12 protein-coding genes and 1 riboswitch are annotated in these 12978 nt (G+C 64.3%); of the genes, 3 read left to right on the top strand and 9 right to left on the bottom strand.

Translation table 11 applies throughout. The features are described from left to right. Positions 1 to 84: 84 nt before the first annotated feature. The gene (locus tag ABCV34_RS03710; protein ID WP_345797883.1) at positions 85 to 1362 is read right to left on the bottom strand and encodes an arsenic transporter; all 1278 of its coding nucleotides are present in this window, start codon (positions 1360 to 1362) and stop codon (positions 85 to 87) included. Next, a complete protein-coding gene (locus tag ABCV34_RS03705; protein WP_345797882.1) occupies positions 1359 to 1937 on the bottom strand; it encodes a TMEM165/GDT1 family protein in 579 nt (192 codons plus the stop codon). The genes ABCV34_RS03710 and ABCV34_RS03705 overlap by 4 nt, the downstream gene beginning before the upstream one ends. A 5-nt stretch (positions 1938 to 1942) precedes the next feature. Continuing rightward, a riboswitch (yybP-ykoY riboswitch) is annotated at positions 1943 to 2112 on the bottom strand. A 150-nt stretch (positions 2113 to 2262) separates the two neighbouring features. Here ABCV34_RS03705 and nadA point away from each other — a divergent pair. Together nadA and nadC are read left to right on the top strand one after the other, a co-directional pair. Next, positions 2263 to 3399: a quinolinate synthase NadA gene (gene nadA, locus ABCV34_RS03700; protein ID WP_345797881.1), complete on the top strand. Its 1137-nt coding sequence runs from the start codon at positions 2263 to 2265 to the stop codon at positions 3397 to 3399. Further along, positions 3396 to 4271 (top strand): carboxylating nicotinate-nucleotide diphosphorylase, encoded by an 876-nt coding sequence (gene nadC / locus ABCV34_RS03695; RefSeq protein WP_345797880.1) that lies wholly within the window; start codon positions 3396 to 3398, stop codon positions 4269 to 4271. The genes nadA and nadC overlap by 4 nt, the downstream gene beginning before the upstream one ends. 6 nt (positions 4272 to 4277) lie before the next feature. Here nadC and nadB read toward each other — a convergent pair whose 3' ends face one another. The 3 genes from nadB to ABCV34_RS03680 form a co-directional block, all read right to left on the bottom strand. Next, entirely contained in the window at positions 4278 to 5912 is a 1635-nt protein-coding gene (nadB, locus tag ABCV34_RS03690; protein ID WP_345797879.1) for an L-aspartate oxidase, read from the bottom strand. 88 nt (positions 5913 to 6000) lie between these two features. After that, entirely contained in the window at positions 6001 to 8874 is a 2874-nt protein-coding gene (locus ABCV34_RS03685; protein WP_345797878.1) for an adenosylcobalamin-dependent ribonucleoside-diphosphate reductase, read from the bottom strand. Between the two features lie 87 nt (positions 8875 to 8961). Next, a complete protein-coding gene (locus ABCV34_RS03680; RefSeq protein WP_345797877.1) occupies positions 8962 to 9294 on the bottom strand; it encodes a c-type cytochrome in 333 nt (110 codons plus the stop codon). A 214-nt stretch (positions 9295 to 9508) separates the two neighbouring features. On the opposite strand from ABCV34_RS03680, the gene ABCV34_RS03675 reads away from it, so the two are divergent. After that, on the top strand, positions 9509 to 9994 hold the full coding sequence (locus tag ABCV34_RS03675; RefSeq protein WP_345797876.1) for a redoxin domain-containing protein: 486 nt from the start codon (positions 9509 to 9511) through the stop codon (positions 9992 to 9994). Here ABCV34_RS03675 and ABCV34_RS03670 read toward each other — a convergent pair. The 4 genes from ABCV34_RS03670 to fumC are packed head-to-tail and all read right to left on the bottom strand — an operon-like array spanning position 9954 to position 12976. After that, complete coding sequence (locus tag ABCV34_RS03670; protein ID WP_345798689.1) at positions 9954 to 10739, bottom strand: slipin family protein; 786 nt, start codon at positions 10737 to 10739, stop codon at positions 9954 to 9956. The two genes, ABCV34_RS03675 and ABCV34_RS03670, sit on opposite strands and share 41 nt — an antisense overlap. Next, complete coding sequence (locus ABCV34_RS03665) at positions 10739 to 11122, bottom strand: NfeD family protein (RefSeq protein WP_345797875.1); 384 nt, start codon at positions 11120 to 11122, stop codon at positions 10739 to 10741. Before ABCV34_RS03665 ends, ABCV34_RS03670 begins: the two co-directional genes overlap by 1 nt. 60 nt (positions 11123 to 11182) lie before the next feature. Continuing rightward, the gene (locus tag ABCV34_RS03660) at positions 11183 to 11569 is read right to left on the bottom strand and encodes a DUF488 domain-containing protein (RefSeq protein ID WP_345797874.1); all 387 of its coding nucleotides are present in this window, start codon (positions 11567 to 11569) and stop codon (positions 11183 to 11185) included. 3 nt (positions 11570 to 11572) lie between these two features. Next, positions 11573 to 12976 (bottom strand): class II fumarate hydratase, encoded by a 1404-nt coding sequence (fumC, locus tag ABCV34_RS03655; RefSeq protein ID WP_345797873.1) that lies wholly within the window; start codon positions 12974 to 12976, stop codon positions 11573 to 11575. Between the last annotated feature and the right edge of the window lie 2 nt (positions 12977 to 12978).

The following is a 12978-nucleotide window of genomic DNA, read 5'->3' as shown; positions in this document are numbered from 1 at the left end:
GATCTGCCTCGCACATGACCAGTATAGACAGTTCATCGAGATTCCCTCTAGTCCCTGACGTGACGATGGGGATTCCCGACGCTTTCACGCCAGCCGCCACGCCAGCGCCAGCAGGGCCGCTGTCAGGATAGGCAGCGTCAACGCCAGCCCGGTGCGGCAATAAAGTCCCCAGCCGATCCGGATGCCCTTCCCTTGCAGGATATGCAGCCAGATCAGGGTGGCCAGGCTACCGATCGGGGTCAGCTTGGGCCCCAGATCGCAGCCGATGACGTGGGCATAGATCATCACCTCGCGCACGGGTCCCTGAGCGACCGATGCGTCGATCGACAGAGCGCCGACGAGAACCGTGGGCAGGTTGTTCATCACCGAGGACAAACCGGCGCTCAGGAAACCGGTGCCCAGCGCGGCTCCCCAGACCCCCTGCCCAGCCAGCCAGTTCAGAATGTGGGTCAGCCCCTGAGTCAAGCCGGCATGGCGCAGGCCGTACACGACCAGGTACATGCCCAGCGAAAACACGATAATCTGCCAGGGTGCGTTGCGCACGATCCGGGCAACCGGGATCCGCTGGCCGCGACCGGCCACCGCCATCAGGACCAGCGCCCCAAGGGCCGCGGTTGCACTGACCGGAATGCCTAGCGGTTCCAGGGCGAAAAACCCGAGCAGCAGCCAGGCTAGAACCCACCAGCCGGCCCGGAAAACCGCCAGGTCACGGATGGCCGTTACCGGGGACGGCAGACGCTGCGCGTCGTAGTGCGAAGGAATATGCCGACGAAAGACCCAGGCCAGGACGGCGAGCGCCGCCATGATGATCGCAAGGTCGACCGGCACCATGATCGATGCATACCGCGCGAATTCGATGCCAAAGAAATCGGCGGTCACGATGTTGACCAGGTTGGACACCACCAGCGGCACACTGGCGGCATCCGCAATAAAGCCCGCCGCCATGATGAATGCCAGGGTCGCCTTCGCCGAAAAGCGCAGCGCGGCCAGCATGGCCACGACGATTGGCGTCAGGATCAGGGCGGCGCCATCGTTGTTGAACAGCGCCGACACGGTCCCGCCCAACAGCACGATCAGTACCAGCAGCCGCAACCCCCGTCCCCTGCCATGGCGTGCGACGTGCAGCGCGGCCCATTCGAAGAATCCCGCCGCATCCAGCAGCAGGCTGATGATAACGACGGCGACGAAGGTCCCGGTTGCATTCCAGACGATGTGCCACACCACGGGTATGTCGGCCGGCCGGACAACGCCGAATAGCAACGCCAACCCCGCGCCAGCCATTGCGCTCCAACCGATCCCCAGCCCACGCGGCTGCCAGATGACCAGCAGCAGCGTCAGCAGGAAGATCAGCAGCGCGATCACGCCCCGATCAACCCGGCAGCGCTGGCCAGCGAGAGCAGGCCGATCCCCGCAAACAGAGCGGCCGCAATCCCATGCACGAGTTTCAGCGGCAGCCGGGTCGCGGCCTTGGCGCCGAAATACACAGCCGGCATGTCGGCCAGCATGAGCCCCAGGGTGCTGCCCGCGACCACCATCGCAATGCTGTCATAGCGCGCGGCCAGCGCCATCGTGGCGATCTGGGTCTTGTCGCCCATCTCGGCCAGAAAGAACATGACGATCGTCGTGCTCAGCACACCCAGTCCGCGCAAAGGCTTTGGGTCCTCGTCCAGTTTGTCGGGGATCAGCAGCCAGCCGGCCATCAGCACAAACGAGACACCCAGCACCCATTCCAGGGTGGTCGGATTCAACAGGTCGGCTACCACCAGTCCGACCGCGCCCGCCAATAAGTGGTTGGCCAGTGTGGCGATCAGAATTCCAAGACAGATCAAACCGGGGCGGTGATAGCGCGCGGCCAGCACCACGGCCAGCAATTGAGTTTTGTCACCGATTTCTCCCAGGGCGACGACACCGGTCGACACGAGAAACGCATTATTCATGGAGTTGATTTCCGGGGCTGACGCGACCACGTCCCCGCCGGCCCCTTGCGACGGGAAACGCAGTCAGCGGTCTGGCCAGGCCTGGATCGGCTGCCGATGCCATGGTCGGATGACCAAGTGTGTTGACATCGGCCCCGCGCTGACGCGCGGTCGGCTACTCCCCGGTGACGGGTGCGGCATTATAGCTGCCCCCGATGTCGAATTGCCAACCCCTATCTCTGCCGACTTTGCGAGTCGCAGGCGTCTTGCCCGCCCCGCGAGCGCGCAAGGGGTGCCTTTGTCGTATGATTTCAGTATCTATCCTTCATTTTCATCCCCTTTCATCATGCCTTCAGGTAACCGAATCGTTGAATTCGACCGCCCGGACATGGCCAGCGGAACGCTGAGCGTTGCCGAGGCCTGGGCCCGGGTCAATCCCCCCCTGTCTTCCGAGGAACGCGACTTTCAGAAGACCCGCGTCCGCAGCCTGCTGAAATTGCGCAATGCCGTCCTGGTCGCGCACTATTACGTGGACGCCGACATCCAAGACCTGGCCGAGGAAACTGGCGGCTGCGTGTCGGATTCGCTGGAAATGGCTCGCTTCGGCCGCGATCACGCCGCCGATACCCTGGTGGTCTCGGGGGTGCGCTTCATGGGCGAGACCGCGAAAATCCTCAGTCCGGAAAAACGCATTCTGATGCCGGATCTGGATGCCACCTGTTCCCTGGATCTGGGCTGCGACCCGGTGGCCTTCGCCCAGTTTCGCGCGCAGCACCCCGACCGCGTCGTTGTGGTCTACGCCAACACCAGCGCCGCAGTGAAGGCGCAAGCCGACTGGATGGTCACGTCCTCCATCGGCCTGGACATCGTCGCCGACCTGCACAATCAGGGGAAAAAGATCCTCTGGGCACCCGACCGCCACCTGGGCTCCTACATCCAGCGGCAAACCGGTGCCGACATGGTGCTGTGGCAGGGTTCCTGTACCGTGCACGACGAATTCAAGAGCATCGAGCTGGACCTGATGCGCCGCGACCACCCTGACGCGCTGATCCTGGTGCACCCGGAATCGCCTGCGGCGGTCGTCTCCCAGGCCGATGTCGTGGGTTCGACCTCGCGCCTGCTGGCGGCCGTCACCGAATCGTCCGCGACGACCTTCATCGTGGCGACCGATCAGGGCCTGCTGCACAAGATGCGGCTGGCGGCCCCCGGCAAAACCTTCATCGCTGCCCCCACAGCGGGCGAATCGGCGACCTGCAAGAGCTGCGCTCATTGCCCCTGGATGGCCATGAACTCGCTCAAGGGTGTGGCCGATGCCCTCGAATTCGGTACCAACGAGATCCACCTGGATCCCGCGCTGGGTCGTCAGGCAAAAGTCTGTATCGACCGCATGCTGGATTTCGCGGCCGCGCGCAAGCGCAAGGTGCAGCCGGGGCCGGATCTGGCACAGGAACAGGCGCTGTTCTCGCAGGTAGGCCCGGCATGAGTCTCTCGCCGTCCACCCTACGCAATCCCCACGCTCCTTTTCCCCCTGCCCTGCAGGCTTCTTTCGATGCCAACATCGACCGCGCGCTGGCCGAGGACATCGGTACCGGCGACATCACCGGCTTGCTGATTCCAGCGGATCAGATCGAAGCCGCGCGCGTCATCGTGCGCGAGCGCGCCGTGCTATGCGGCGCCCCCTGGTTCGAAGCTGTCATGCATCGGGTCGACTCCCGGATCTTGCTGGACTGGGCCTATGCCGAGGGTGACTGGATGGAACCCGGCTCGGTTGTCTGCCGGCTGCATGGGCCTGCCCGGGCCCTGCTGACGGCCGAACGCACCGCTCTGAACTTCCTGCAGCTTTTTTCGGGCGTGGCGACCGCAACGCGCCGTTACGCGGATCTGATCAGCGGCACCAAGGCCGCCGTGCTGGATACCCGCAAAACGTTGCCAGGCCTGCGGCAGGGGCAGAAATACGCCGTCCGCGTGGGCGGCGGCCGCAACCAGCGGCTGGCGCTCTATGACGGCGTGCTCATCAAGGAAAACCACATCGCGGCGGCGGGCGGCATCGCGCCAGCCCTGAAGGCCGCCCAGGCCCTGCCATATGACGTCCCCGTGCAGATCGAGGTCGAGAGCCTGGACGAACTGACTCAGGCGCTGGATGCCGGTGCCGCCTCGGTCCTGCTGGACAATTTTGCGCTGGATGACCTGCGGGCGGCTGTGTCGCTGAACGCCGGGCGCGCCCTGCTGGAAGCATCCGGCGGGATCACGCACGAGACCGTGCGCGCCATCGCGCAGACGGGCGTGGACCGCATCTCGGTCGGCAGCCTGACCAAGGACGTCAAGGCGACCGACTATTCGATGCGGATCGTCTGATATCGTCTACCGGAACCCGTCTTCCGGCGTCATCACGGTCGGTAGGGCGCGCGGCAGCGTCCAGGGGTAATCCTGGCAGTAATGCAGGCCGCGGCTTTCCTTGCGTGACAGGGCGGCGGCCACCACCAACCCGGCCACCTGGATCAGATTGCGGCATTCCAGCAGGTCGCTGGTGACGCGATATTCCTGATAGTAGGCATCGATTTCCTGCTCCAGCAGACTGATGCGTTGGCGCGCGCGGTTCAGACGCTTCTGGGTGCGTACGATCCCCACGTAATTGGACATCAGACGACGCACCTCGTCCCAGGCGTGGGCCACCAGCACGGCTTCGGCGCCATCGCGCGCGCGGCTGTCATCCCAGTCCGGCACGGGACCGGCCATTGGCGCGCAAGCCGGTTGCGCATCGATGTCGCGCGCCGCATTGCGGCCGATGACCAGGCATTCCAGCAGGGAATTGCTGGCCAGGCGATTGGCGCCATGCAGGCCGGTATAGGCAGTCTCGCCGACCGCGTACAGACCGGGAATGTCGGTGCGGCCGTTCAGGTCGATCACCACGCCCCCACAGGTGAAGTGCATGGCCGGAACCACCGGGATGGGCTCGCGCGTCATGTCGATGCCGAATTCCAGACAGCGGGCGTGGATCGTCGGAAAATGCTCGCGGATGAATTCGGTGGGCCGATGGCTAATGTCCAGATCCACGTGGGTCAAGCCGCGCTTTTTAATCTCGAAATCGATGGCGCGCGCCACCACGTCACGCGGGGCCAGTTCCAGGCGTTCGTCATGCCACTGCATGAATCGCTCGCCCGCCTGGGCGCCGGCATTGGCCGGCAGGCGCAGCACGCCGCCCTCGCCCCGAACCGCCTCCGAGATCAGGAAGGACTTGGCCTGCGGATGATACATGCAGGTCGGGTGGAACTGCATGAATTCCATGTTGGCGACCCGGCAGCCGGCGCGCCAGGCCATGGCGATGCCGTCGCCCGTGGACGTATCCGGGTTGCTGGTATGCAGATAGACCTTGCCCGCTCCGCCCGTGGCCAGCACCACCTGGCTGGCGAGGATCGTGCGGACCCGGTCGGCCTGCTCGTCATAGGCGTAGGCACCCAGGCATCGGGCCGGCGCGTCCGGCATGGCCGGAGGCCGGGCATCCAGGATGCGGCTGGTGATCAGTTCGACGCCGGAATGGTGTTCGAGCAGCGTGATATTGCGATGCGCCCTGACCTGCTGCTCCAGCGTCAGCTGAACCAGATGGCCGGTTTCGTCAGCCGCGTGGATGATGCGCCGCTGGCTGTGGCCGCCTTCCCGGGTCAGGTGGAAGCCCAGTTCCGCCCCCTGGTCGGGCGTGAACGGAACACCCAGCTGGATCAGCCAATCGATAGCTGAACGGCCCTGTTCCACGATGTGGCGCGTGGCATCCGGATCGCATAGGCCCGCGCCCGCCACCTGTGTGTCGGCCACGTGCTTCTCGTAACTGTCCTGGGAATCCAGCACGGCGGCAATGCCGCCCTGCGCCCAGTTGCTGGCGCCGTCCAGCAGCGCCTTTTTCGACAGGACGGCGACCTTTTTTTCCGCCGCCAGATGCAGGGCCACGGTCAGGCCGGCCAAGCCGCTGCCGATGATGAGAACGTCGTAGTTTTGAGTCATTGCAGGAACTTCACCCTATATGACATTTCTAGCATTGTGGCATCCCTCTGGCATCCCTCCACGTCGTGGCCTGCAGGCCACTCCGATCTCACCCACATGCGCCGGTGTAGCCGCAGTTGGTGCAGAACTGGCAGCCGTCTTTTTTGATCACCCGATGCAGGTGGCATTCCGGACATTCGCTGCCCTGGATGGCGGGGGCGGCTGGTGGCAAGGATACACCGGTCGCCACGGGCGCTTCGGATTCGGCCTGGACCACGCCCATTTGCTCGATCGGCTCGCCCTGCTCATCGAGAATGCCCAGCATCGCATAGCGGTGGATCAGCAGACGGGCGATATAGGCCTCGGTGGACGGGAAAGAGCGGGACTTTTCGCTGCCAGGTACCCGCGCGAGAAAATCACCCTGGGGCTCGGCATATTTCGTGAGCTTGCGCAACTTCATGGCGATCCAGGCGGGATCCACGATGCGCATGTCCAGGCTCAACAGCTTGAACAGGCCCTCGAAGGCGCGCGGGAACTTGCCGGCGCCCCAGACGGAATAGGGCCGGGTCGAACCGTCGGGCATGCGCAGTTCCTTCACCATCAGGACGAAATCGTCGCCGGTGACGGGATTGAGCACGTCGCAGATCCAGCCCATCGTGCCGTCGGGACCGGTCTTGGGCTCGCGCGGGGCAATCAAGGCCTCCATCATCGCGGAATGGGACTCCGCCGACGCGGCGATTCCCAGCGTGCGGTGGCGGAAGGCGACCAGGCGGGCCAGCGCCGCGACCGTCGAGGGCATCCAGGTCGGTTCGCCCGTTTCCGGATCGATGATCTGGAAATCAGCCCCGCCGTTGGTGCGTGCCAGAACTTCCAGTTTGCGGGTAAGCCACGGAAAATCGTCCGTGTACATGTCCAGGCTGAGCATCTTTGCCACCGAACCCAGACCGCGCGGCGGACGGGCGCCGTTGACCCAGATCTCGAAGGGCCGGTTCTGCAGGTCCGAGACGAACACCACGAAACTGCCGTCCTGCGTCTCGATGGCGTCCGACGCCCAGCAGGACGCACCGCGCGGCAGGCGCGGACGATTAGGCCAGCGCAGGCTGTTCAGAACCGGCTCGATGGTGCGCTTGAGCACCAGCCGGCGGTCCGCCTCGGACAGCGAAATGGCCTCCGGCTGGGCCGGCGCTTCTGGCGTGGGCGTGACCGAAAGCACAGCGCCGCGCTTGCCGCTGGGCCGATAGGTGGTGATGCCCTTGAGCCCCAGCTTCCAGGCCTGCAGGTACAAGTCCTTGAAGTCTTCGTACGGGTAGTCCACCGCGACGTTCACGGTCTTGGAGATCGCCGCATCGACGTGGTCCTTCACCGCGGCCACCATCAAGGCATGATCGCGGGCGGAGATCTCCAGCGCGGTGCGAAACGAAGGCGGCAACTGCCCGGAGACGTCGCCCCCCATCAGGCGATACAGCCGGTAGGCGTGATCCTCGACGACGTAGTCCTGCTTGGAGCCATCGCCCATGCGCTTGGTGCGCGTGTAGGTCCAGGAAAACGCCGGCTCGATGCCGTTCGATGCGTTATCGGCGAACGCCAGCGAAATCGTGCCGGTCGGCGCGATCGATGTCAGATGGCTGTTGCGGATGCCGTGATCGGCGATCGCGGCGCGAATATCCTCGGGCAATCGTTGCGCGAATCCGCTCTTCAGGTACTCGCTCGCGACAAATCCGGGGAAGGCGCCACGTTCGCGCGCCAGGGCGATCGAGGCCCGATACGCGGCATGGGCGACCTCGCGTGCAAAGCGCGAGGCCATCGCACGAGCGGGGTCGCTGTCGTAGGCCAGCCCCAGCATGATCAACGCATCGCCCAGGCCGGTCACGCCCAGCCCCACCCTGCGCTTGTGGGCGGCCTCGGCGGCCTGTTCCGGCAATGGCCAGACCGTCGCATCGAGCACGTTGTCCAGCATCCGGATGGCGACGGCGGTGATCTCGGCAAGCCCTTCCCAGTCGACCTCCGGATCGCCCCCAAAGCCGAAGGGGTTGCGCACGAATCGCGTCAGATCGATGGAGCCCAGGCAGCAGCAGCCATAGCCCGGCAGCGGTTGCTCGCCGCAGGGGTTGGTTGCGTCCAGCGTTTCCAGATAGTGCAGATTGTTTTCGCGATTGATCTGATCATGGAACAGCACCCCGGGTTCCGCGTAATCGTAGGTGGACTGCATGATCAGATCCCACAGAGCCCGGGCGCGGACCTCGCGGTAGACCCACAGGCCGTCCTCGCGCTGATGCGCGCCGGCTGCCTTGAGTTCCTCGCTGGGCGCCGCGGCGTGCGTCAGCGGAAACAGGGAGTCGGTCTCGACCGCACGCATGAATTCGTCCGTCACGCTGACCGAGACGTTGAAATTGGTCAGTTCGCCCGGCGTCTGCTTGGCCAGGATGAAAGCCTCGATGTCGGGATGGCTGACGCTGAGCACGCCCATCTGCGCGCCGCGCCGCGAACCGGCGGATTCCACGGTTTCGCAGGAACGGTCGAACACGCGCATATAGGACACCGGTCCCGAGGCCTTCGAGGCCGTGCCCTTCACGGCGGCGCCCGCGGGGCGGATGTGGCTGAAGTTGTAGCCCACGCCCCCGCCTCGGCGCATCGTTTCCGCCGCCTTCTGCAGCGCGTCGTAGATGCCCGGACGGCCGTCCACAGCGCTGGAGACCGAATCACCCACCGGCTGGACGAAGCAATTGATCAGGGTCGCCGCCAGGTCGGTGCCGGCGGCTGAGTTGATCCGTCCGGCGGGAATGAAGCCGCGCTGCTGCGCATCCAGGAACAGCGCCTCATGGTGTTTACGCTGTCGGGGCTTTTCCACCGCAGCCAGGGCACGTGCGACCCGCTGCTGGATCTCGGTGATCGTGGTCTCGGCGCCCTTGGCGTATTTTTCCCGCAGGACTTCTGTCGAAATCGACTGGGGCTCCAGCCCCTGAGTAATCTCCGCGCGCTTCATGATGGCTCCAAACGGTCGGACAAATGATTCATGTAAAAACCCTGCGGCAGCCGACGGCCGCGCGCAGGGTTCATCGGGTCATGACGATCAGTGCGGGGCGCCCGCAACCAGCCATTCGACCACGACTTTGATGTCGGCATCGGAAACACCGACATTCGGCGGCATCGGGATGGGGCCATACTTGCCGGAACTGCCGCCCTTGATGCTGGCAGTCATGAGTTCGGCGGCATTCGCCTGCCCTTTGTGTTTGGCCGCAACGTCTTGATAAGCGGGGCCGACGACTTTTTTGTCGACGGCGTGGCAAGCCAGACAGGCGTTCTTCGCCAGGATTTCTTTGACCTGGGCAAAATCCGGCGCGGCATGGGCGGCCTGGCCCAAAGCCAGCAGGGGAATGCACAGGGCCAGTGCAGACAGTTTCATGAGCAAGTCTCCTACGATCAGAAAAAAGGAGGTTCGGTTCCAGAGCCGGCTGACGGCATACGCCAGCCGGACACAAGCGGCAAGCCGATCACGGCAAGCGACTCATTACACCATAGCTTGGGGTCGGGAACAAAAGTAACGCCATAAATTGTAGGTCTTCCTTTGCCGGTGTGGTCAGCCTATGATGTAAATCAATGGATCTGGAGCGTTGAAAATGATCACGGGTGACAAAGCCCCCGAATGGGACGTCGAAACCTGGCTGAACACGGATGCCCCGCTATCCCTGCAGGACCTGCGCGGCTCAGTCGTGGTCGTGCATGCCTTTCAGATGTTGTGCCCGGGCTGCGTCTCGCACGGCATCCCGCAGGCGAAAGCCATCCACCAGACCTTCCCGCCCGGGCGGGTCCAGGTCGTGGGCCTGCATACCGTGTTCGAACACCACGCCGCCATGACCGAAGTGGCACTACGGGCCTTCATGCACGAATACCGCATCCATTTTCCGGTCGGCATCGATCGCGCCGATCCGCGCGGCAATCCGATCCCGCTGACCATGCAGGCCTGGCGCATGCAAGGCACCCCCACCTTGTTCATCCTGGATTCCGAAGGCCGCATCCGGCTGCATCATTTCGGCCAGCTGGACGATCTGCAGGTGGGTGCCGTCATTGGTCAGTTGATGGCCGAGACGGACTCGACTGCTTGATGAACCCCGCCATTAGGTCGATGGGAATCGGAAACACCAGGGTGGATGACCTGTCGCCCGCCACCTGGGTCAGGGTTTCCAGATAACGTAATTGCATCGCGGACGGCTCCTGGGCCAGTGTGTGGGCAGCCTCGGCCAGCGCCTGGGCCGCCTGACGCTCACCCTCGGCATGGATCACCTTGGCGCGCCGATCGCGTTCGGCCTCGGCCTGGCGGGCCATGGCGCGCACCATCGTCTCGTTCAGGTCGATGTGCTTGATTTCGACGTTGGTGACCTTGATGCCCCAACCGTCGGTCTGCGCGTCCAGGATGGTCTGCACATCCAGATTCAGCTTTTCCCGCTCGGACAGCATCTCGTCGAGTTCGTGCTTGCCCAGCACGGCGCGCAGCGTCGTCTGCGCCAGCTGGCTGGTGGCTTCCAGGTAATGTTCGACCTGAATGATGGCCTTGCCCGGGTCCACGACGCGGAAATACACCACGGCATTGACCTGAACCGACACGTTGTCGCGCGAGATCACGTCCTGCGGCGGGATGTCCAGCGTCACTACCCGCAGGTCAACCCGCACGACCTGCTGCAGGAACGGAATCACGATGATCAGGCCCGGCCCCTTGGCTCCTGTGTAGCGTCCCAGCGTGAAGATCACCGCGCGCTCGTATTCCCGCAGGATGTGAAACAGCTTGAAGAGCACAATGATGAGGAAAATCAGTACCAGCAGGCTCACGCCGGAGCCCAGATCCAGGAACATCATGAGGATTCTCCCAAGGAATCATCCCGTTCCGGGATGGGTTCGACCAACAAAATCAGCCCGCGGGCGCGAAGTACCCGGACCCCTTGTCCGGGGTGCAGCGGCACGTCGGCACGCACCTGCCAGACCTCGCCGCGCACCAGGGCCCATGCGCGGCCGCGCGCATCGGAAGGTTCTGTGACCTCGCCCGTCATGCCAGGCAGTTCTTCGTTGCCACCCTGCGCCCGACTGCGGTGTGCCTGGACGGCAATGACGACCGCCAACAGGATGACCAAGCCCAGCAACCCGAGCGCCCAGACGGACTGCGAACTGAAATAGACCAGCAGCATCCCTTCCCCCTCTGTCGCTCGCGCCCGGCAGTTGCGCCGGGCGATGGTGCGCATTTCCGTGCCGGCACCCACGGCACCTGCGGCCTAAGACCTTCCGGATCCTATCGGGATCGATTACCCCGGTTTCGACGCGTGGTGGCTGGCATATGCCCTGAGTGCATCGGCCAATACGACAGCCTGATTGTGTTCGGTATCCCGCGCGCCATACAGCAGTGTCACGGTTCCGGCGTGCGCAGCGGCGACCACGTCGCCGAGCATGGCCTGAGCCGTATCGGCCTGCAGTTCCGCCGTGTAGTCGCGGCGGAACTGTTCCCAGCGTTCGGGCTTGTGTCCGAACCAGTTACGCAGATCCGTGCTGGGCGCCAGATCCTTGCACCACAGATCGTGCTGAAAACCGGCCTTGGACAGACCGCGTGGCCAGAGCCTGTCCACCAGAACCCGCAGGCCGTCCGAGGCATCGGGTGCCTCGTAGACCCGCTTGATCCGCACGCGAATTGACATGATTCAGCCTTTGCTGGGATGCGTCATATCCAGAGGGACGATCCATTCATCGTACTGCGCATCGGTCAGAAAGCCCAGCACCAGCGCCGCTTCGCGCAGGGTGCTGTGCTCTTTGTGGGCCTTCTTGGCGATGGCCGCAGCCTTGTCGTAGCCGATGTGGCGGTTGAGCGCCGTCACCAGCATCAGGTTCTTTTCCAGGTTCTGTTCGATGCGCTGGGTATTGGGCTCGATGCCGGTGGCGCAATGCTCGTCGAACGACAGGCAGGCGTCGGCCAGCAGGCCGATGCTCTCGAGCACGTTGTGCACCATCACGGGCTTGTAGACGTTCAGCTGGAAGTTGCCCTGGGATCCGGCGAACGCCACGGCCGCGTCATTGCCGAAGACCTGAACGCAAACCATAGTCATGGCTTCGCATTGCGTGGGGTTGACCTTGCCCGGCATGATGGATGAGCCCGGTTCGTTCTCGGGGATGTTCAGCTCGCCGATGCCGCATCGCGGGCCGCTGGCCAGCCAGCGCACGTCATTGGCGATTTTCATCAGGGCGCCAGCCAATGTGCGCAAGGCCGCCGACAAGTTCACCAGGGCATCGTGCGCCGACAGGGCGAAGAACTTGTTGGGGGCGCTGCGAAACGGCAGACCTGTGATGTCGGCGATGCGGGCGGCCGCAAGATCGCCGAAGCGGGGATGCGCATTCAGGCCGGTTCCCACCGCCGTACCCCCGATCGCCAGGTCGTAGATGCCCGGTAGCGCCGCCTGGACCGCATCCAGGGCAAAGTCCAGCTGGGCTACCCAGGCACTGATCTCCTGCCCCAATGTGATCGGAGTGGCATCCTGCAGATGGGTGCGACCGGTCTTGACGATGTCCCGGTAGGCGTGGGCTTTCGCGTCCAATGTGGAGCGCAGCCTGCCCACCGCGGGGAAGAACCGGTGCTGCAGTTCGGTCGCCACGGCGATGTGCATGGCGGTCGGGAACGTGTCGTTGGACGACTGCCCGCGATTGACATGATCGTTCGGATGCACAGGGGCCTTCGAACCGATCACACCGCCGGCCAGCTCGATGGCCCGGTTGGCGATGACTTCGTTCGCATTCATGTTGGACTGCGTACCCGACCCCGTCTGGAACACCACCAGGGGGAACTCTCCGTTCAGTTTGCCTTCGATGACCTCGTCGGCGGCGCGCACGATCAGGTTGCCGATATCGGCCGGCAGCTCGCCCAGTTCGGCGTTGGCCTGGGCGGCCGCCTTCTTGAGTACCCCCAGGGCATGGATGATGGGTGGCTGCCAGCGGAAACGGTCCACGCCGATCGGAAAATTCTGGATCGAGCGCTGCGTCTGGGCACCCCAGTAATGTGCCGAGGGCACCTGGACGGCGCCCATGGAATCGGTTTCGGTGCGGCTGTCAGCCATGA

Source organism: Castellaniella sp. MT123, assembly GCF_039614765.1.
Lineage (GTDB): Bacteria > Pseudomonadota > Gammaproteobacteria > Burkholderiales > Burkholderiaceae_B > Castellaniella.
Note: the sequence above shows the minus strand (reverse complement) of the source record. Positions and strands in the feature narration are given on the sequence as shown.

What these genes read in the sequence shown, in the direction of transcription:
- ABCV34_RS03675 (WP_345797876.1), top strand. Translation starts at nt 9,509, where the DNA reads ATGATCACGGGTGACAAAGCCCCCGAATGGGACGTCGAAACCTGGCTG.
- ABCV34_RS03680 (WP_345797877.1), bottom strand. Translation starts at nt 9,294, where the DNA reads ATGAAACTGTCTGCACTGGCCCTGTGCATTCCCCTGCTGGCTTTGGGC.
- ABCV34_RS03685 (WP_345797878.1), bottom strand. Translation starts at nt 8,874, where the DNA reads ATGAAGCGCGCGGAGATTACTCAGGGGCTGGAGCCCCAGTCGATTTCG.
- ABCV34_RS03660 (WP_345797874.1), bottom strand. Translation starts at nt 11,569, where the DNA reads ATGTCAATTCGCGTGCGGATCAAGCGGGTCTACGAGGCACCCGATGCC.
- ABCV34_RS03670 (WP_345798689.1), bottom strand. Translation starts at nt 10,739, where the DNA reads ATGTTCCTGGATCTGGGCTCCGGCGTGAGCCTGCTGGTACTGATTTTC.
- ABCV34_RS03705 (WP_345797882.1), bottom strand. Translation starts at nt 1,937, where the DNA reads ATGAATAATGCGTTTCTCGTGTCGACCGGTGTCGTCGCCCTGGGAGAA.
- nadB (WP_345797879.1), bottom strand. Translation starts at nt 5,912, where the DNA reads ATGACTCAAAACTACGACGTTCTCATCATCGGCAGCGGCTTGGCCGGC.
- fumC (WP_345797873.1), bottom strand. Translation starts at nt 12,976, where the DNA reads ATGGCTGACAGCCGCACCGAAACCGATTCCATGGGCGCCGTCCAGGTG.
- nadA (WP_345797881.1), top strand. Translation starts at nt 2,263, where the DNA reads ATGCCTTCAGGTAACCGAATCGTTGAATTCGACCGCCCGGACATGGCC.
- ABCV34_RS03665 (WP_345797875.1), bottom strand. Translation starts at nt 11,122, where the DNA reads ATGCGCACCATCGCCCGGCGCAACTGCCGGGCGCGAGCGACAGAGGGG.
- nadC (WP_345797880.1), top strand. Translation starts at nt 3,396, where the DNA reads ATGAGTCTCTCGCCGTCCACCCTACGCAATCCCCACGCTCCTTTTCCC.